The organism is Mariniflexile ostreae, assembly GCF_042427585.1.
In the GTDB taxonomy this organism is placed as follows: domain Bacteria; phylum Bacteroidota; class Bacteroidia; order Flavobacteriales; family Flavobacteriaceae; genus Pseudalgibacter; species Pseudalgibacter ostreae.
In genome coordinates this window covers 20686-39130 of the sequence record NZ_JBHMFC010000094.1, presented here as the reverse complement: position 1 = coordinate 39130, position 18445 = coordinate 20686, and the positions used below count along the sequence as shown (strand labels likewise).

The following is an 18445-nucleotide window of genomic DNA, read 5'->3' as shown; positions in this document are numbered from 1 at the left end:
ACTGAAAGCTAGTCTAAAAGAGCGCAAATACTATTTAAATGCTATCTTGGATATACAACAATATTGAAGACAAAACATCAGCACTGATACGATTTAGCCAAATGGGATGAAAAAGTGAGGCAAACAGGCTTTAAAAGCTTTAATACCATTGCTAAAACCATGTCTATTCATTATCTGAATATACTCAACTTCTTTGATAATAGAAACACAAATGCATCAGCTGAGTCATTTAATGCGAAAATTAAAGCTTTTGGAGCACAGTTCAGAGGGGTGAGAAATGTAGGTTTTTTTCCTTTTTAGATTAACTACAATATTCGCTTAAACACAACAATTGATCTTAATCCAAGCAAGAAAGGTAGTCGAATTTTTGATTGAATAGGCCATGATCGTGAAAACCTCATAACTTAAAGGTTTCTATGAAAGATTATTAAAAATTTAAAGTCAATTTAAAGTTAAAAGGTTTATAAACGGGCTGAAGCATTAGGCTGTATTCGTAAAATAAGAAATTAGCTAAAAATTCTTTTAAAATTTATTCTAACAGAAAATTAGAAAACTCAAATTCTAAGCAAGCTTAATATGAAATTCGATATTTTATTTTAATTGTTTTTTTTAGTAATTAATTTTTATTGCTATATTTTGTATACAGTACTTATTTTAACATCAAAGAGTCTAACGGAAGAGTAGAGTTGTCTTACTGTCCAGCGAGCCATATCCGTTTAAAAAAGAGCACAAGAGTGCCGTTCAAGAGCTTTTCCCAAAAGCCAATATCATATTGGTTGACGGTGAAACGTTTTCTTGGTAGCGTTCAAGATTAATTAAAGCGTTTAATTACTTTAAGAGTTTGCATTCAACTCATTTGAGTATTCAACCTTACTAACATCATCAACAAAATTTGAGATTATAGTCTCTAATTCTTTTAAATTTATCAACTTACTTAAATTAGGTTTTATCTTACCTACTTTACAAAAATGTGGCTTCATAACGTTCTTATTTAACTGTGTTTAACTGTACTTAATGTACGATTATTATTGGTTTTTAGACGTTTCTAAATTGTTAAATAATTGATAATAAATAGAAGTGTTTTGTGTTAGGGGAAAAGTAAAAAAACAACTGTTCTGTGTAAGTAAAGGGAATACAAAGATTAAAATATCCTTATAAAGCAGAAGATTGTTGCTCTCTGGAAAGATATTTTAGTCTATTAAGTTTGTTGAGAAGTTTTATGGCCTTAAATTCAGAAATATCACTTAATGCAGCATCGGATTGACGAAAATTATAAGCTTGTTCCATGAGGCGCTTATAGCGCTTTTTAAGCTTTATTTGGCGATCTGTAATAATGTGGACTCGATTCATTGGTTTCTAATAAAAGCAAGCATTTAAATATACATGTTTTTTTTTAGAAATAAAACTGGTTAGCTTTTATTTTTATAGTAGCATACCATACAGCCTCTTTTTACACTGTATGGTATTAAAGCTTTCATCCTATAGGTTTCTTAATTAATACAAAAAACTTATAGGGTGATTGTGAACTGGATTAATTGTAAGATTGGTGTATTAAGAAGACGCGTTTGCTTTTATTTTATCAATATATGATTGTAGTTCCTTGCCGTACTTGGAGTTTTTAACTTTTGGTGTCAAACTGTTATTTATGGTATCCAAATATTTAATTTGTGCATTGTAGATTTCGGAAAGTGCCAGATAGGGGGCGATTTCACTGTCTTTGTGGTTTAGAGCAAAATTAACAGTGTACAGGTATTTTCGTTTAATAATATTGTTACTCTCGTTATAAATGCTGTTTACTCTTGCTGTGTCGCCTGCTTTTTGGGCTTCAAATCTTTCTTTTATAAGGTCTAGATTCCTGTTGTTGAATTTGGAAATTAAGGCTTTGTATTCCTCAAATAATTTTTGTTGAGGAGACCCTTTAATTTTTACGTCAAAACCAAAATTTTTCAAACTCGTCTCTATCTCAGTAACACCTTTATCGGCGAAAAAAGGAATTCTATCTTGTTCTACAGTATTTTTATCTAAAAAAAGGAAAAACATTTCGGGAGATTCAAGAGCGCTATGCAGTTCAAATGCAGCATCTCCGTTTATAATTAAGGAATCTACTGTAATTAAAGAGGTGTCTTTAACTTTTTTGAGATATACTGTACCTTTCTTCAAGCCTTTAATGGTCGTTTTTACAACCAAATCATGTTGTTCATTTCCGCAAGAAAGTATTAAAAAAGAAGCCAATAATAAAATACATTTTTTCATATAAAGGTTGTTTTTTTTGAAATGCAAATATCCTATAATTATTTTTTATAAACTATAGGGAGGAGGTTTTAAATTTTTCTGTTAACCATTGTTAAAATCGTTGTGATTATATTTTTTTGAAGCTTTTATTTTTTGGTTTGGCATGGAACTTGCAATCCGTATTATAGTTACATTCTAATGAATCGTTTAAGGAGTGGTTACTTTAAATGATAGATTGTAATTCATATTTTTGGTTGGTTAGTTAGTAAAAAAGCGTCCGTATTCGGGCGCTTTTTTCTTTTTAAAGCTATGCATTTTGTCGATAATATATAGTGTTTTGACGTTTAATGTTAAAATTATGTGTATTTCGTCGTTTTTATAAGTATTTAGGCGCTTTATATTGAAATAGAATTATATATTTGAGTGTACTAAATAATATACTTTTAGTTCAATGGATTAATTAATGAATATTTGCATTGTGTAGTTGGTATAGTGACCCTAAATCTAGCCACATAGTAAAAAAGCAAATTGAAAAAGAAACCGAGTTTGAGGGAACTCGGTTTTTTTTGTGCCATAAATTTCGGGTTTGGTTTAAATTATTTAACTTCGCTTTTACCTTATTGATTATGAGATTTTACCTATTTTTTATTGTAATGTTTTCTTTTGTATCAAGCTTTGCACAATTGCCAAAGGGTTTTGTATATGTTAAAGATGTTATTCCAGATCTTGATGTGGAATTGCGATATTTTTCAACCCATAATTTTGTTGGTATACCTATAGAAGGATATGTGTTGCATAAACTTATTTTAACTACCCAAACAGCAGAGGCATTAAAACGAGTTCAAGAGGAATTGCAAATGCAAAACTTATGTTTAAAAGTATATGATGGCTATAGGCCACAGCGTGCTGTAAACCATTTTAGGGATTGGGCTAGGGATATAGGAGATACTTTAAATAAACAAGCGTTTTATCCAGAAATAAAAAAACAGTATTTGTTTGCAGAAGGTTATATTGCAACACGTTCAGGGCATAGTAAAGGTAGTACAGTAGATCTCACACTTATTGATGGAAATATGGGCAACCCTTTAGATATGGGGAGCGATTTCGATTTTTTTGGAAAGGCGTCTTGGGTAAATTATCAAAGCATAACGGATAAACAAAAAGAAAATAGACAAATATTGCAACGTATCATGCTTAAGCATGGCTTTAGGAACTATTCAAAAGAATGGTGGCATTTCACTTTAAGACATGAGCCTTTTCCTAATACCTATTTCGATTTTCCTGTGGAATGATTAAGCTTTCTTTTTAATATATTCTATTTTCTTAAAACGAAGTGCGTCCCATTGGTCATTTAAGTTAATTCTTCTTTTGGGCAATAACCTATATTCCATTAAATCTTCCCACACTTTATCATTGTAAAGTTCTACAATATTGGATTTAGAGGTTTTATTGGGAAATGCAACCCATAAAAGGCAGTCATCTTTCAATTTAGGAAAAAGAGCGGGCATTTGGTCAATGAGTTGCTGTTTTGAAGTCACGAAAAGCAAGGCGAATGAAACGGTGGATGTTTTCACCAAAGACTCTACCACATTAGCCTCAAAATGCTCTAAGTTATTCGAAAAATCATCTGGTCTATTTAAAATTAAAATTTGATCTTGATCTTTTAATTTTAAACGTTTGCTAAGGTGTATCATAATAAGCTGTATATCGGGTTATGGTAAAGTTACTTATTATTTTGCTTTTTTAAAAGTGTTTTAATACCAACGCTTTTTTTTCTTTTTAGAAGCCTCGCTTTTACGCCCTTTTCTGTGTTTGCTTTTTCCTGGGGTTTTATGGATTTCTTTTTTAGCTTTTGGGTCTAAAGGATAAGGATGGTCTTCTATAACCTCTATTTGAAGGTGTATAAGCTGTTGAATCGCTTGAACATATACTTTTTCGTCTGCCGAGCAAAAAGAATAGGCACTTCCTGTACTTCCAGCTCTGGCGGTTCTTCCAATACGGTGTACATAGGTTTCTGGAAGGTTGGGTAAATCAAAATTAATTACGGCATTTAAATTGTCAATATCAATACCACGAGCCGCAACATCGGTTGCAATTAAAATATGGGCTTCTTTATTTTTAAATTGCTCTAATGCTATTTGCCTCTCCGATTGACTTTTGTCACCATGTAAACTAACGGCTTTATACTTATTTTTAAGCAAGGTCTGTTCCAGTTTGTCAACTCCAAATTTAGTGCGTCTAAAAATTATGATACTTCCTTTTATGTTATCTCGCAGTAGATGCAAGACCAGTTCTATTTTGTTTTTTTTGGGAACATAGTATAAAAACTGATTGATATTTTTTGATGTGGACGCATTAGGGCTCACTTCTATTCGCTGGGGGTCTTTTAAAATGGAACTGGCCAGTTGTTCAACTTTATAGGGAATAGTTGCAGAAAATAATAAAATTTGTTTTTCTTTTGTACATAAGCGTTCTATTTTCTTTACATCGTCAATAAAGCCCATGTCTAACATTAGGTCAGCTTCATCTAAAACCAATGTTTGGATGTAATCTAGGTTTACGACATCTTGTTTATGTAAATCTAATAAACGGCCAGGCGTAGCAATTAAAATATCTATGCCTTTTTTTAAGATTTCTTTTTGTGGGTCAATGGAAATGCCTCCAAAAACAACCGCAGTGCGCAAATTGGTATAAGCGCTATAGGTTTTAAAATCATTTTCAATTTGAATGGCTAGTTCTCGAGTTGGACTTATTATTAAAGCTTTAATTTTCTTCCCACCTTTTACAGTATCTTGTGTATCAAATAATTGCTGTATAATAGGAAGGGCGAAAGCAGCTGTTTTTCCCGTACCTGTTTGTGCAGAAACGATAACATCTTTTTTCTTTAACACTAAGGGAATTGTTTTCTCTTGAACCAATGTAGGGTTTTCATAGCCCGCTTCTGCAACAGCTCTTAAAATAGGCCGATTAAGTTGTAAGTCTTTAAATGACATTTAAAATATTTTGCTGTAAAGATAAAGTAAAATGAATTGGGTTTTTAAAGTCTTTCTTCTAAAGTGTGTTCTTTTGGGGCATATTTAAAATGTAAGATACGCTTGACCATCTATTTTAAAAGGGTTTGGTGTTGTTAAGGTAAAGAATGAACATCAATTGATAAAGGTCTTTTCTTAAACTTCTCAATTAACAGTGAAACATTCGCTTTAAAAAGGATGAAAGGTTTCTCGTGAGAACTGCTTTAGTTTACAGAAATCAGATTGATGTTAAAAACTAAAACAGAACCGCCCGGGATACCATTATAATACCTATCTCCATAACCTAAATGCGAGGGGATTAGTAATATCCCTTTTCCACCTTCTTTAAAGTATGGGATGCCTTCTGTCCAGCCTTTGATTACTTTTTGTAAATTAAAGGACACGCCCTCAGACTTGCTTTGATCAAAAACAGTACCATTTAAGAAATATCCTTTATAGGCTACAGTTACATCGTCTGTTCCTATCGGCTGTTTATTATCACCTAATTCATTTATAACATAATACAAACCCGAATCGCTTTTTTGGGCATCTAATTCCTTTTCGGCGATATAGGCTTGTATAGCTTCGTCATTTACAGCCCTATAATCAATAGGTTCATAGGCAATAGGATCGTCATTTTTTGCACAAGAATTTAAAAAGATGAATACGAAAGCAAGTAATATAATGTTTTTCATTTTTTTTTTTTTTTGAAGGTATGTTGTTGATAAGAATAATCTGTTTATAAATGTACCATTATTTAATCTACTTTTTTAAAACTTATGGTTTCATGATTTTCGGCATCGTAAAAAGTTAGGCTTAAGTTTTCTCTTTTAAACCTTACGGTTTGCTGTAATGCTTTGCTATATTTACCTGGGATAATCATGTTTTCGCACATTTTCCGCGTTGAGATTATTGGCTCAAAACCAATGGTGCTAGAGGTTAACACGTCAATATTGGCACTGTATTGATTGCAGCCATCTGAACCGAAAATCTTCATTTTTGAAATATTGATTTCTAATGTAGGGGTGTTGGTTTTGTCAGTGATTTTTTCACCATTAATTTTAGTAGCGGCCCAAATATCATGTAGTGCCATTCTTGGATCTTGTTTTTTGTGTAAGACCTGAATCAGTTTATAGGTAATGGAAGAAGCGTCAGCAGGTATGTTTTTGGGATCTAGAAATGTTTCAGAGACTTTTACCTTCTGTAAATAGCCAGGCTCAAATACAAAACCTTCAATAGTAGAATGAAAAAGAGACCACTGTGCGTCATCCAAATTAGAGCCTTTAAAAATTTGAAGACATTGTGAGTGGCCTGCTCCAATATCGCAATCGGTTTTCATGCTGTTGATCCAGAAAGTTGTTGTATTGCTAGGGGAGGTTTTGGATGAGGAGCAGGACGTGTTCAAGATAACTAAAAGGCATAAGGCAGAAAGTGTTTTATATAATATTATCATTCTTTTTTATTGTTTTGTAATAGATGTGGTTTTTGTAAAAGGGTTGCGTAATTCTATGGTATTAGTTTTTTAAATACACATATAAAAAAACCACTTTGTAGGGACAAAGTGGTTTTTAATTTATGATCTAATATTGAAGCCTATCGGTACATCGCTTTTTATTTGAATAAATCCGATTTGGCTGTAAAACATAATCACAACTATTTGATCATTTCATAGCTACGTTTAATGAAGTTTGTTAATTCTTCACCTTTTAACAAACCTTGAGAAAGACGTGCCAAGTCTAAACTTTGTGTAATTAAGCGCTCTTGTTTCTTTTTGGCTTTGGTAGCCAAAATTTCACTTACTAAATCAGAATTTGTATTTACGATTAAGTTATACATCTCCGGCATACTTCCAAACATATTTATACCGCCGCCGCCAGTAGCTTGCATCTCTTTCATACGTCTCATGAACTCGGGTTGGGTAATGATAAATGGATTGGCTGCACTGTCCATAGCTTCTAATTGTACCATGAATTTTTCCGAAGGAATAATCTCCTTTAAAAGGTCTTCCAATGTTTTCTGTTGGGCCTCATCTAATTTAGAAATGGTATTCTCCTCTTTCTTTATTAAATTATCAATATGATCACCATCAACACGTGCAAAAGAAATGTTTTCTTTGGTAGACTCAAGTTTCTGGATTAAATGCGACACTATTGGAGAGTCCAATAACAATACTTCGTAATTTTTGGATTTTGCTGCTTCAATGTAGCTGTGTTGTGCTTCTTTATCCGAGGTGTAAAGGATAATAAGTTTTCCGTCCTTATCGGTTTGGTTCGCTTTTATTTTGTTGAATAACTCTTCATAGGTATAATATTTACCATCCACTGTTGGGTACAAAGCAAAATCATCAGATTTTTCAAAGAATTTATCTTCGGAAAGCATCCCGTATTCAATAACGATTTTAATGTCGTTCCATTTTGCTTCAAATTCTTCACGATTATTGTTAAACAGGGACTTTAATTTATCGGCTACTTTTCTTGTAATGTATGAGGATATTTTTTTAACCGCACCATCGGCTTGTAAATAGGAACGCGATACGTTAAGTGGGATATCTGGCGAATCGATTACACCACGTAACATGGTTAAGAATTCTGGTACAATGCCTTCTACATTATCGGTAACATAAACCTGATTTTGATACAATTGTATTTTATCCTTTTGGATATTCATGTCCTGTCCCATTTTCGGGAAATATAAAATTCCAGTTAAATTGAACGGGTAGTCTACATTTAGATGAATATTGAACAAAGGCTCTTCAAATTGCATAGGATACAATTCATGATAAAAATCTTTATAATCTTTATCTTCTAAATCTGCCGGTTGTTTGGTCCAAGCAGGATTTGGATTGTTGATAATATCGTCAACCGTTATTTTTTTATGTTCCTCTTTAGTTTCTTTGCCATCCTTATCTGTTATCGTTTTTGGGGTGAATTCAGGGTCGTTTATTTCTTTGGTTCCAAACTTAATAGGAATAGGCATAAACTTGTTATACTTTAATAACAGTTCACGAATTCTAGAGTCTTCAAGAAACTCTGTAGAATCATCTGCAATATGAAGGATGATTTCGGTACCTCTATCGGTTTTGTCTGCAGTTTCTAAAGAGAACTCAGGAGAGCCGTCGCAAGTCCAGTGTGCAGCAGGAGCATCTTTATAAGATTTTGTAATAATTTCTACTTTTTTGGCTACCATAAATGCCGAATAGAACCCTAATCCAAAATGTCCAATAATTCCAGAATCTTTTGCCGAATCTTTATACTTATCTAGAAACTCTTCAGCTCCAGAGAATGCGATTTGATTGATGTATTTCTCAACCTCTTCAGCTGTCATCCCTAAACCTTGGTCTATAATATGTAATTTTTTGCCTTCCTTGTCAATTTTTATTTCAATTTTAGGGTGGCCATATTCAACTTTAGTTTCGCCAATGTTTGTTAAGTGCTTTAACTTTAAAGTAGCATCTGTAGCATTGCTTATTAACTCACGTAAAAAGATTTCGTGATCGCTGTACAAGAATTTTTTAATGAGAGGAAAGATGTTTTCCACCGATACATTAATGTTTCCTTTTGTCATAATGGATAATTTATTTAATTTTTCCGCAAGAGCGAAAAGCTGTTTATATTACTATTTATTTACAAGTAAGTCTTAGTCAACAAAAATGCCAATTCTTTAAAGGTGACAAAGTGGCATTTGTAATTTATGGTTTAGAATTTTTTAAATTGGAATTTAAGTCGAGTTGTTGTATTTTGGAATACTTAAATAAGAGCAGTTATGTACAATTCAAAAATAATAGGACTGGGATATTATGTTCCCGATAACATTGTAACCAATGATGATTTGTCTAAAATGATGGACACCAATGATGCATGGATTCAAGAGCGAACAGGGATACAGGAAAGACGGTGGATAAAAGAAGGTACAGGTGACACGTCGGCAGTGATGGGGGCAAAGGCATCAAGAATAGCCATTGAACGTGCGGGTTTGACCAAAGATGATATCGATTTTATTGTATTTGCTACTTTAAGTCCCGACTACTATTTTCCTGGTTGTGGGGTTTTAATCCAAGACATGCTAGATATGCCTACCGTTGGTGCTTTAGATGTGAGAAACCAGTGCTCTGGTTTTGTGTATGCATTATCTGTGGCCGATCAATTTATTAAAACGGGCATGTATAAAAACGTATTGGTTATTGGAGCCGAATATCATAGCAATGGATTAGATAAAACGACACGTGGCAGAGGCGTTTCTGTTATTTTTGGAGATGGCGCCGGTGCTTGTGTGTTATCTCGTGAAGAAGATACTACAAAAGGTGTTTTATCTACACACTTACATAGCGAAGGCAAACATGCCGATAAATTGATTGTGGCGTCGCCCAGTATTGCGCATTGGGTGCCGGAAATTATGGCAGCCGATGAGGATTTGTCATATTTCCCATACATGGATGGAACATTTGTGTTTAAGCATGCTGTGGTTAGGTTTAGTGAAGTTATTATGGAGGCTTTAGCAAAAAACAATCTTAAAAAAGAGGATATTGATATGCTAATTCCCCATCAAGCAAATTTGCGAATTGCGCAGTTTATTCAGAAAAAGTTTGATTTAAGAGACGACCAAGTATATAATAATATTATGACGTATGGCAATACGACTGCAGCATCGGTAATTATTGCGTTAACCGAAGCTTGGGAAAAAGGAAAAATTAAACCAGGAGATCATGTGGTTTTGGCCGCTTTTGGAAGTGGGTTTACATGGGCCAGTGCTATTATAAAATGGTAAATGGTTTTCGTGGCTCCTAATACTTTGCGGAAGGGCATTGGTATTAATGAAAATATGTATTGTAAATAAAAGTGAGACCATAACAAAAAGGGGGGGGCAAAAAAATGGAAAGAAATATGAATAAGAAAACTTTAGTATTAGGAGCTTCCTTAAAAAGTAATAGGTACTCCAATTTAGCCATTCAAAAGCTTGTGAAAAACAATGTAGAGGTTGTTGCTTTTGGTTTAAAGTCGGGAGTAGTTGCTGGTGTGGACATTCAAACGACTTTATTGCAGTACAATGATATCCATACCATTACCTTGTATTTAAACCCACAACGGCAACGTGAATATTATGAACACATCGTTTCTTTACGCCCACAACGCGTTATATTTAACCCTGGAACAGAAAATCCAGAGCTTTACAAACTTTTAAAAGAAAATCACATTGCTTTTGATGGGGCTTGCACCTTAGTTTTGCTTTCTACCGATCAATACTAAACCTAAAAACGTTAATAAGCCGTTTAAGATTAGAATAAAAAAACCAAATTCAAATCCGAACCACTTTAAGCTGTTCACACTTATAATATAAGATAAAATAGGGGCTAAAATAGCGATTGCCGGAACAAGCTTGTCTTTAACGTGCCATTTTGTAAAAAGCCCGAATGCATAAAGCCCCAATAAGGGCCCATATGTGTAACCAGCAAAAACAAATAATTTGGCAATAACGCTTTCATCTTTAATGATGTATTTAAAAGCCACGATAACTAATATTAAGATTAAAGAAATCAGGATATGAATGCGCTTTCTTATGCTAACTTGCTTTTCCTTGGAATGTTTCTTTTCAATATCTAAAATATCTATGCTAAACGATGTTGTAAGGGAGGTTAAGGCGCTATCGGCACTACTATAAGCTGCTGCTATTAAGCCAATAATAAAAAACACAAATACGCCAATGCCCAAATGGTTTTTTGCTAGAATGGGAAAAAGCTCGTCTTTATGGGCGTCAATGCCATTTTGTTGGGCGTAAACTGTTAAAAGCAATCCTAGGCTTAAAAATATAAAGTTGACAACTGTTAAAACAATGGTGAACCAAAACATGTTTTTTTGTGCATCTTTAAGAGTTTTGCAAGTAAGGTTTTTTTGCATCATGTCTTGATCTAGCCCCGTCATAACAATCGCTATAAAGGCCCCTGATATAAATTGTTTCCAAAAGTAGTTGCCCGATTTATAGTCTTCAAAAAAGAAGGTTTTCGATAAATCGCTATCTAAAATATAGCCTAATAAATTACCTCCACTTATGCCTAAATCACGGCTTACAAAAACTATGGCCACCCCAACGGCAATAAGCATAAATAGAGTTTGTAAAGTATCTGTCCAAATAATAGTTTTTATGCCCGATTTAAAGGTGTAGAGCCAAATAAGCAAAACGGTAATACTAACCGTTTGCCAAAATGAAATCCCCAGTTCGTCAAACAATATGATTTGAAGCACATTGGCAACCAAATAGAGCCTGAAACTAGCGCCTACAATCCTTGATATTAAAAAAAATGAAGCCCCCGTTTTGTAAGCATAGTTGCCGAAACGGGTTTCTAAGTACGTATAAATAGAGGTTAAGTTGAGCTTGTAGTATAAGGGTAATAAAATGGTACCGATTACAAGGTAGCCAACAATATAGCCCAATACGACTTGCATATAGCTAAATTGGGAGCTTTCTATCCAGCCAGGAACCGAGATAAAAGTGACACCAGAAAGCGATGCGCCAATCATTCCAAAAGCAACCACATACCAAGGGGCTTGTTTGTTGGCTTTAAAAAAAGCATCATTATCACTCTTTTTACCTGTGAAGTAAGAAATCAAAATTAAAACACCAAAATAAGCTGCAATGAGTAGTAGAATCTGTGTCGAGTTCATAAATATGAATTAGGGTTTCAAATTACATCTATTAATTTTCATTATCCAAATCATTGGTTAGGTTTTTAAAAGACGGCTTTAAAATTAGCGAAATTCACGCCTAAAGAGTAATTTTGCAAACTATGGAATTTTCATCAAAACTCTTAGAGCGTGCTGTTAATGAAATGTCGCAACTTCCTGGCATTGGTAAGCGTACCGCTTTGCGTTTGGTTTTACATATGCTCAAACAACCAAAAAATCAGACTTTAGCCCTTTCAGAAGCACTGCAGAATATGCGTAATGATATCAAGTTTTGTAAATCTTGTAATAATATCAGCGATGTGGATGTCTGCGAAATTTGCGCCAATCCGCATAGAAATGAAAAAATAATCTGTGTGGTTGAAGACATTCGAGACGTGATGGCCATAGAAAACACCAGTTCTTTTAAGGGGCTGTATCATGTCTTAGGAGGGAAAATTTCGCCTATGGATGGTATAGGGCCTCATGATTTGAACATTCAAACCTTAGTAGATAAAGTGAAAACGGGAGTTGTTGAAGAGCTTATTTTTGCACTAAGTTCTACTATGGAAGGAGATACCACTAATTTTTATATTTATAAACAAATTCAGGATTATAAAATAAAAACATCTACTATTGCTAGAGGCATCTCTGTTGGCGATGAATTGGAGTATGCCGATGAAATAACGTTAGGAAGAAGTATTGTGAATAGAATCCCTTTTGAAACCTCTTTAAAATCATAGAAAAGAATTTGACACTTTCTGTTGTTATTTTAAATTACAATGTGCGATATTTTTTAGAGTTATGTCTAGAAAGTGTGCGCGCGGCCATTGTCGATTTGGATGCTGAGATTATTGTAATCGATAATGATTCGGAAGATGATAGCTGCCAAATGGTAAAAACACTTTTCCCAGAGGTGGTTTTAATAGAGAATAAAGAAAATTTAGGTTTCTCCAAAGGGAATAATATTGGTGTAGCAAAAGCTAAGGGCGAGTACCTTTGCATATTGAACCCAGATACCGTAGTAGCAGAAGATGCTTTTAAAAAACTATTAGAGTTTGTTGAAAATAAAAAAAACCTAGGGATTGTAGGCTGTAAATTGATAAATGGAGCTGGCAGGTTTTTACCAGAAAGTAAACGGAATATCCCTTTTGTTAATGCCGCCTTTAAGAAGATGTTAGGCAACCCAAACGATTATTATGCCCATTATTTAGATGAAAATGATGTTGGAAAGGTAGATGTTTTGGTAGGTGCTTTTATGGTCATGAAACGAAAGCTTTATTTAGATATAGGTGGTTTCGATGAAGACTATTTTATGTATGGAGAGGATATAGATTTGTCGTATCGTGTTTTAAAAAAAGGCTACGACAATTATTATGTTGGCAATATCTGTACCATACATTACAAAGGAGAAAGTACGTTAAGAAACAAGCATTATGCAAAACGTTTTTATGGTGCTATGCAGATTTTCTACAAAAAGCATTTTAAAAAAAACAGGGTATTCGATATGTTGGTTTGGTTAGGGATCCGGAGTGTTTATTTGTTTCGAACAAACCCTGTTCAGAAGAAGAAAACGGTACATCAGTATGTTTTTGTTTCTAGTATTATGGACAATCGTTTAAAATCTAAGCTTTTGAAAGATGTGATTTTGAAAATAGAATTAGAAAACCCACCCCCCTTTACTGAAGTTATTTTTGATGCTAATACATTGACGTTTAAAGAAATAATAGCATCTTTTGAAAGGCATTTAGATGATGAGTCCGTAACTTATAAAATTTTACCAAAGCAAGCTCACTTTATTTTAGGGAGTGACAATGCTATAAACCAAGGGGAAATCATCCAATTAAACTAGTTTTTGTTGTCGATAGTTTAAGAAAATTCAAGGCTTTTCGTTAATTTTGCGATCAGCAATAAATAACAAGCCTGTTTAAAATGATATATTTAAAATTTTGAAACAGGCCCAAAGCAAGATTACTTTATAGTTATGGCAAAGTTTGAACTTAAATTACCAAAAATGGGAGAGAGTGTTGCGGAAGCAACCATTACCACTTGGTTAAAAAATGTTGGAGATACTATTGAGTTGGATGAGGTTGTGTTAGAGATAGCGACGGATAAGGTAGATAGTGACATCCCTAGTGAAGTAGAAGGTGTTTTGGTAGAGCGGCTCTTTCAGGAGAATGATGTTGTTCAAGTTGGGCAAACCATTGCAATTATTGAGACGGAAGAGGAGGGGAGTCAAAAAGAATCTCAAAAATCACAAGAAAATAGTGTTCCAGAAGAGGCAATGGAGGCTGTTGAACAAATTTCGGAACGTATCGACGCAGCACAAGATGCTGTAACGACGGTAACCTCTACAGAAGATCGCTTCTACTCACCATTAGTTAGAAATATAGCTAAAGAAGAGGGGATTAGTCAAGCAGAACTGGATTCGCTAACAGGAACCGGGAAAACAGGGCGAGTGACTAAAGATGATATACTGGCGTATCTTAAAAACAGAACCCATAAGCCAAAATCGGTGGCGGATTCTACAATAGAAAGCACTTTTAAAGCACATGATACCGATGTAAAACAAGTGACTCAAGAAGCATCTCAACTAGAAAAAGGCCCAGTTGAAAAGCAACAACCAATAAAAGCTTCTTTGGTTTCCAATGGTGAAGATGAGATTATAGAAATGACCAGAATGGGTAAATTGGTCGCAAACCACATGATGGAGTCGCTTCAAACCTCAGCCCACGTGCAAAGCTTTATTGAAGCCGATGTTACTAGGATCTGGAATTGGAGAAATAAAGTGAAAGCAGGATTTGAGAAGCGCGAGGGTGAAAAACTGACTTTTACGCCCATTTTTATGGAGGTTGTAGCCAAAGCTTTAAAAGACTATCCTATGCTTAACATTGCGGTGCATGACGGGAAGATAATTAAGAAGAAAAATATCAATATTGGTATGGCGGCAGCCTTGGAAGACGGAAATTTAATTGTTCCTGTTATAAAAAATGCCGATCAACTCAATTTGGTAGGCATGACCAAGCAGGTAAACGATTTGGCAAATCGTGCCCGTTCAAATAAATTAAAACCAGACGATATTCAAGGGGGAACTTATACCGTAACTAATGTAGGGTCTTTTGGTAGTATTATGGGAACTCCCATTATCAATCAGCCTCAGGTAGGAATCTTGGCATTAGGAGCTATAAGAAAAGTGCCCGCCGTTATCGAAACGGATGAAGGTGATTTTATAGGCATACGCTATAAAATGTTCTTATCACATTCCTATGATCATCGAGTGGTAAATGGAGCACTTGGAGGGCTGTTTGTGAAGGCTGTAAAAGATTATCTGGAGGCTTGGGATGTGAATAGAGAGATTTAAAATTTAAAATAACATAACTTAAAACAAAACCTGTGGGCAAAAGCGTTCAGGTTTTTCTATTTTTGTAAAAAGCATTTTGTAATAAATAACATAACAAAAGAGATAATGCAATTAAACCTCACCAAGCCCCTTTGTTTTTTCGACCTTGAAACTACGGGGGTTAGTATAACATCCGATAGAATCGTTGAAATTTCAATATTAAAAGTACATCCAAACGGAAAAGAAGACACCAAAACTTGGATCGTGAATCCAGGAATGCCCATACCGAAAGAAGTGACAGCTATTCATGGTATTTCAGATGAAGATGTGGTAGGAAAGCCTTCTTTTAAAGAAATTGCCAAAGATGTATATAACATGATTAAAGATTCCGATTTGGGGGGCTTTAATTCTAACCGTTTTGATATTCCTTTGTTGGCGGAAGAAATGTTGCGTGCCGATGTGGATTTTGAGATGAAAAACCGAATGGCAATCGATGTGCAGACCATTTTCCATAAAATGGAACAACGTACCCTAAGTGCTGCCTATAAGTTCTATTGCGATAAGAGTTTAGAGAATGCACATAGCGCAGAAGCAGATACCAGAGCCACTTACGAAGTTTTAAAAGCACAGGTAGCTAAATACGAGGAACTGGAAAATGATACCAAATTTTTGGCAGAGTTTAGTTCTAGAAAACGTTTTGCCGATTTTGCAGGTTTTATTGTATTCAATAAAAAAGATGAAGAATGTTTCGCTTTCGGAAAACATAAAGGGAAATTAGTGACCGATATCTTAGAAAATGAACCAGGGTATTTTGGTTGGTTGCTAAATTCTGATTTCCCATTGTACACAAAAAAAGTATTGACAGCTATTAAGCTTAGAAACTTTAATAATAAATTGGGATAGTTCTCAAAAGTTTAAAAATTGAATCTGTCTGTAAATGAAATTAATCTGCATAGGAAGAAATTATACCGAACATATCCAAGAGTTAAAAAACGAAAAACCAACGGATCCTGTTATTTTTTTAAAGCCAGATACGGCCATACTCCTTAAGAAACAACCTTTTTTTATTCCAGATTTTTCAGAGGATGTGCATTATGAGGTGGAGGTTTTAGTTAAAATAAATAGAGTGGGAAAGTATATTGATAAAAAATTTGCCCATAAATATTATAATGAAATCGGACTAGGGATAGACTTTACAGCACGTGATGTACAAATGCAATTAAAAGCCAAAGGCCTGCCCTGGGAGAAGGCTAAATCTTTTGATGGCGCAGCGGTTGTCGGAGACTGGATTTCGGTGGAGGAAATAGCAGCAGTAAATGATATTTCATTTTCATTAAAAAAGAATGATACCATTGTTCAAAGTGGAAACACAAGCCATATGCTCTGGAAAATTGATGAATTGATAGAATATGTCTCAAAATATTTTACTTTAAAGATTGGAGATATTATCTTTACAGGAACACCAGCGGGAGTAGGTAGGGTAAATGCAAACGATCGACTTAAGGGATTTATAGATAATAAACAAATGTTTTCAATAACGGTAAAATAAATGGAAGAACATTACAAGTTATTCAGATTAAAGGAATTGGCAGATAACGACCAAGAGTTTATTGCAGCTTTGGCCGCTGCCTTTTTAGAAGAGGTTCCAGAGGATGCAGAGCGCTTAAAAAAAGCTGTAGCAGAAAAGAATTACCATGATACGTATCAAGCCGCTCATAAAATGAAACCAACAATTGATTTATTTGAGCTAGGAGTGCTAGATGATTTAATTGAGGTTCAGGATTGGGGCAAGTTTGAGAAAAAGGATCAGGATGTTTCTTCTCAGTTGGAGGTTGTTGTTACCGCTATTGATAAGGCAACTGCCGAGATTAAATCTGACTTTAACCTTTAATGTTAGCAGAAGTTATTACTATTGGCGATGAGCTCCTCATCGGGCAGGTGATCGACACCAATTCGGCTTTTATTGCTAAGGCCCTTAATAAAATAGGCGTTTCTGTTTATCAGATAACTTCTATTCAAGACGATAAGTCCCATATTCTAAAGGCATTTCAGGAGGCAGAAAGTCGTGTCGATATTATTATCATTACAGGTGGTTTGGGACCTACAAAAGATGATATTACAAAAAAAACCATTGCAGATTATTTTAATGATACCTTGGTTAAGGACCTATCGGTTTTAGAAAACATTAAAAAACTGTGGAAACCATATGCTATAGAATCCTTGCTTCAAACCAACTTAAATCAGGCCTATGTGCCATCACAGGCTACGGTTTTAATGAATGTTTTAGGAACGGCTCCAGGTATGTGGATAGAGAAGAACGATAAGGTTTTTATATCCCTTCCAGGTGTGCCTTACGAAATGAAGGCCTTGATAGAGGGGCAGGTTATTCCTAAAATAAAGCAGAAGTTTCGTTGCCCTTTTATTTTACATAAAACATTATTGGTTTTTGGTTTGGGCGAAAGTGCATTGGCAGAACGAATAGAAGCTTGGGAAGATAACCTGCCAAAGCATATAAAATTGGCATATTTACCCGATTTAGGTCGAATGCGCCTGCGCTTATCTGTGAAAGGCTTTGATGAAAAAAAATTAAAAGCAGAGGTTCAAGAGCAAATAGAGCTGTTGTTGCCTTTAATAAAAGAAGAGTTTTTTGGTTTTGAAGAAGGCAATACTTCAATAGAGGGGATTATAGCCGAACAGCTCACAAAATTAGGGAAGACCTTAGCAGTTGCAGAAAGTTTTACAGGAGGTAAAATAGCAGAAAGCTTTACAAAAAATGCAGGAGCCTCAGCCTTTTTTAAAGGGAGTGTGGTCTCTTATGCGACACAATCGAAAATAGAGGTTCTTGGAGTTTCGGAAAGGCTTATTAACGAGAAGTCTGTGGTGAGTGGGCAAGTGGCAGAAGCTATGGCCGTTCGTGTGTTGAATCTGTTTAATGCAGACTATGCCATTGCAACAACAGGGAATGCAGGGCCGTCTAAAGGCGATTCAGATGAAGAGGTGGGCAGTGTTTTTATAGCTATTGCTTCAAAATATAAGGTTTTTTCAGAAAAATTCAACTTAGGGAACCATCGCTTAAAGGTGATAAACAAAGGCGCTAATAAGGCTTTTGAATTATTACTAAAAGAAATTTTAAAAAATTGATGATTTCACGTTGAAATAAATTAAAGATTTTATATATTTGCACCTCGTTTTTAAACAACAAAAAAATA

19 protein-coding genes are annotated in these 18445 nt (G+C 34.6%); 11 read left to right on the top strand and 8 right to left on the bottom strand.

The window, feature by feature from the left end; genetic code table 11:
- Nucleotides 1-114: 114 nt before the first annotated feature.
- A complete protein-coding gene (locus ACFFU9_RS13595) occupies nucleotides 115-300 on the top strand; it encodes a transposase (protein WP_379862028.1) in 186 nt (61 codons plus the stop codon).
- Between the two features lie 852 nt (nucleotides 301-1152).
- On the opposite strand, the gene ACFFU9_RS13590 is transcribed toward ACFFU9_RS13595, so the two are convergent.
- Both ACFFU9_RS13590 and ACFFU9_RS13585 read right to left on the bottom strand, forming a co-directional pair.
- The gene (locus ACFFU9_RS13590; protein WP_379862027.1) at nucleotides 1153-1350 is read right to left on the bottom strand and encodes a Lacal_2735 family protein; all 198 of its coding nucleotides are present in this window, start codon (nucleotides 1348-1350) and stop codon (nucleotides 1153-1155) included.
- A 201-nt stretch (nucleotides 1351-1551) separates the two neighbouring features.
- Nucleotides 1552-2253 carry a DUF4369 domain-containing protein gene (locus tag ACFFU9_RS13585; protein WP_379862026.1) on the bottom strand — a complete coding sequence of 234 codons (702 nt, stop codon included), beginning with the start codon at nucleotides 2251-2253 and terminating at the stop codon, nucleotides 1552-1554.
- Between the two features lie 605 nt (nucleotides 2254-2858).
- On the opposite strand from ACFFU9_RS13585, the gene ACFFU9_RS13580 reads away from it, so the two are divergent.
- On the top strand, nucleotides 2859-3524 hold the full coding sequence (locus ACFFU9_RS13580; protein ID WP_379862025.1) for a M15 family metallopeptidase: 666 nt from the start codon (nucleotides 2859-2861) through the stop codon (nucleotides 3522-3524).
- On the opposite strand, the gene ACFFU9_RS13575 is transcribed toward ACFFU9_RS13580, so the two are convergent.
- The 5 genes from ACFFU9_RS13575 to htpG all read right to left on the bottom strand — a co-directional run bounded on the left by ACFFU9_RS13575 (nucleotide 3525) and on the right by htpG (nucleotide 8807).
- Nucleotides 3525-3926, bottom strand: a complete 402-nt coding sequence (locus ACFFU9_RS13575; protein WP_379862024.1) for a hypothetical protein — start codon at nucleotides 3924-3926, stop codon at nucleotides 3525-3527.
- Between the two features lie 60 nt (nucleotides 3927-3986).
- Nucleotides 3987-5225 (bottom strand): DEAD/DEAH box helicase, encoded by a 1239-nt coding sequence (locus ACFFU9_RS13570; RefSeq protein ID WP_379862023.1) that lies wholly within the window; start codon nucleotides 5223-5225, stop codon nucleotides 3987-3989.
- Nucleotides 5226-5467: 242 nt separating this feature from the next.
- The gene (locus ACFFU9_RS13565; RefSeq protein WP_379862022.1) at nucleotides 5468-5938 is read right to left on the bottom strand and encodes an FKBP-type peptidyl-prolyl cis-trans isomerase; all 471 of its coding nucleotides are present in this window, start codon (nucleotides 5936-5938) and stop codon (nucleotides 5468-5470) included.
- Nucleotides 5939-6000: 62 nt separating this feature from the next.
- Nucleotides 6001-6696: a DUF4377 domain-containing protein gene (locus ACFFU9_RS13560; protein ID WP_379862021.1), complete on the bottom strand. Its 696-nt coding sequence runs from the start codon at nucleotides 6694-6696 to the stop codon at nucleotides 6001-6003.
- A gap of 200 nt (nucleotides 6697-6896) precedes the next feature.
- On the bottom strand, nucleotides 6897-8807 hold the full coding sequence (htpG, locus tag ACFFU9_RS13555) for a molecular chaperone HtpG (RefSeq protein ID WP_379862020.1): 1911 nt from the start codon (nucleotides 8805-8807) through the stop codon (nucleotides 6897-6899).
- Between the two features lie 198 nt (nucleotides 8808-9005).
- Here htpG and ACFFU9_RS13550 point away from each other — a divergent pair, with 198 nt between their 5' ends.
- Nucleotides 9006-10007 (top strand): 3-oxoacyl-ACP synthase III family protein, encoded by a 1002-nt coding sequence (locus ACFFU9_RS13550; protein ID WP_379862019.1) that lies wholly within the window; start codon nucleotides 9006-9008, stop codon nucleotides 10005-10007.
- A gap of 116 nt (nucleotides 10008-10123) precedes the next feature.
- Nucleotides 10124-10486, top strand: a complete 363-nt coding sequence (locus ACFFU9_RS13545) for a CoA-binding protein (RefSeq protein WP_379862018.1) — start codon at nucleotides 10124-10126, stop codon at nucleotides 10484-10486.
- Here the strand turns inward: ACFFU9_RS13545 and ACFFU9_RS13540 are convergent.
- Nucleotides 10457-11899, bottom strand: coding sequence for a sodium:solute symporter (locus ACFFU9_RS13540; RefSeq protein WP_379862017.1), 1443 nt, complete (start codon nucleotides 11897-11899; stop codon nucleotides 10457-10459). The two genes, ACFFU9_RS13545 and ACFFU9_RS13540, sit on opposite strands and share 30 nt — an antisense overlap.
- Nucleotides 11900-12021: 122 nt before the next feature.
- On the opposite strand from ACFFU9_RS13540, the gene recR reads away from it, so the two are divergent.
- The 7 genes from recR to ACFFU9_RS13505 all read left to right on the top strand — a co-directional run bounded on the left by recR (nucleotide 12022) and on the right by ACFFU9_RS13505 (nucleotide 18377).
- The gene (recR, locus tag ACFFU9_RS13535; RefSeq protein WP_379862016.1) at nucleotides 12022-12639 is read left to right on the top strand and encodes a recombination mediator RecR; all 618 of its coding nucleotides are present in this window, start codon (nucleotides 12022-12024) and stop codon (nucleotides 12637-12639) included.
- Between the two features lie 8 nt (nucleotides 12640-12647).
- A complete protein-coding gene (locus tag ACFFU9_RS13530) occupies nucleotides 12648-13748 on the top strand; it encodes a glycosyltransferase family 2 protein (protein ID WP_379862015.1) in 1101 nt (366 codons plus the stop codon).
- Nucleotides 13749-13880: 132 nt separating this feature from the next.
- Nucleotides 13881-15257, top strand: a complete 1377-nt coding sequence (locus ACFFU9_RS13525) for a dihydrolipoamide acetyltransferase family protein (protein WP_379862014.1) — start codon at nucleotides 13881-13883, stop codon at nucleotides 15255-15257.
- Between the two features lie 105 nt (nucleotides 15258-15362).
- Entirely contained in the window at nucleotides 15363-16139 is a 777-nt protein-coding gene (locus ACFFU9_RS13520; RefSeq protein ID WP_379862013.1) for an exonuclease domain-containing protein, read from the top strand.
- Between the two features lie 34 nt (nucleotides 16140-16173).
- On the top strand, nucleotides 16174-16785 hold the full coding sequence (locus ACFFU9_RS13515) for a fumarylacetoacetate hydrolase family protein (protein WP_379862012.1): 612 nt from the start codon (nucleotides 16174-16176) through the stop codon (nucleotides 16783-16785).
- Entirely contained in the window at nucleotides 16786-17127 is a 342-nt protein-coding gene (locus ACFFU9_RS13510) for an Hpt domain-containing protein (RefSeq protein ID WP_379862011.1), read from the top strand.
- On the top strand, nucleotides 17127-18377 hold the full coding sequence (locus ACFFU9_RS13505; RefSeq protein WP_379862010.1) for a CinA family nicotinamide mononucleotide deamidase-related protein: 1251 nt from the start codon (nucleotides 17127-17129) through the stop codon (nucleotides 18375-18377). The genes ACFFU9_RS13510 and ACFFU9_RS13505 overlap by 1 nt, the downstream gene beginning before the upstream one ends.
- Nucleotides 18378-18445: the final 68 nt, after the last annotated feature.

Excerpts from the sequence above, each read along its gene's own strand:
- ACFFU9_RS13590 (WP_379862027.1), bottom strand. The coding sequence starts at position 1,350 with ATGAATCGAGTCCACATTATTACAGATCGCCAAATAAAGCTTAAAAAG.
- ACFFU9_RS13560 (WP_379862021.1), bottom strand. The coding sequence starts at position 6,696 with ATGATAATATTATATAAAACACTTTCTGCCTTATGCCTTTTAGTTATC.
- ACFFU9_RS13520 (WP_379862013.1), top strand. The coding sequence starts at position 15,363 with ATGCAATTAAACCTCACCAAGCCCCTTTGTTTTTTCGACCTTGAAACT.
- ACFFU9_RS13515 (WP_379862012.1), top strand. The coding sequence starts at position 16,174 with ATGAAATTAATCTGCATAGGAAGAAATTATACCGAACATATCCAAGAG.
- ACFFU9_RS13525 (WP_379862014.1), top strand. The coding sequence starts at position 13,881 with ATGGCAAAGTTTGAACTTAAATTACCAAAAATGGGAGAGAGTGTTGCG.
- ACFFU9_RS13540 (WP_379862017.1), bottom strand. The coding sequence starts at position 11,899 with ATGAACTCGACACAGATTCTACTACTCATTGCAGCTTATTTTGGTGTT.
- ACFFU9_RS13575 (WP_379862024.1), bottom strand. The coding sequence starts at position 3,926 with ATGATACACCTTAGCAAACGTTTAAAATTAAAAGATCAAGATCAAATT.
- recR (WP_379862016.1), top strand. The coding sequence starts at position 12,022 with ATGGAATTTTCATCAAAACTCTTAGAGCGTGCTGTTAATGAAATGTCG.
- ACFFU9_RS13510 (WP_379862011.1), top strand. The coding sequence starts at position 16,786 with ATGGAAGAACATTACAAGTTATTCAGATTAAAGGAATTGGCAGATAAC.
- ACFFU9_RS13580 (WP_379862025.1), top strand. The coding sequence starts at position 2,859 with ATGAGATTTTACCTATTTTTTATTGTAATGTTTTCTTTTGTATCAAGC.
- ACFFU9_RS13570 (WP_379862023.1), bottom strand. The coding sequence starts at position 5,225 with ATGTCATTTAAAGACTTACAACTTAATCGGCCTATTTTAAGAGCTGTT.
- htpG (WP_379862020.1), bottom strand. The coding sequence starts at position 8,807 with ATGACAAAAGGAAACATTAATGTATCGGTGGAAAACATCTTTCCTCTC.
- ACFFU9_RS13545 (WP_379862018.1), top strand. The coding sequence starts at position 10,124 with ATGAATAAGAAAACTTTAGTATTAGGAGCTTCCTTAAAAAGTAATAGG.
- ACFFU9_RS13585 (WP_379862026.1), bottom strand. The coding sequence starts at position 2,253 with ATGAAAAAATGTATTTTATTATTGGCTTCTTTTTTAATACTTTCTTGC.
- ACFFU9_RS13550 (WP_379862019.1), top strand. The coding sequence starts at position 9,006 with ATGTACAATTCAAAAATAATAGGACTGGGATATTATGTTCCCGATAAC.
- ACFFU9_RS13565 (WP_379862022.1), bottom strand. The coding sequence starts at position 5,938 with ATGAAAAACATTATATTACTTGCTTTCGTATTCATCTTTTTAAATTCT.
- ACFFU9_RS13505 (WP_379862010.1), top strand. The coding sequence starts at position 17,127 with ATGTTAGCAGAAGTTATTACTATTGGCGATGAGCTCCTCATCGGGCAG.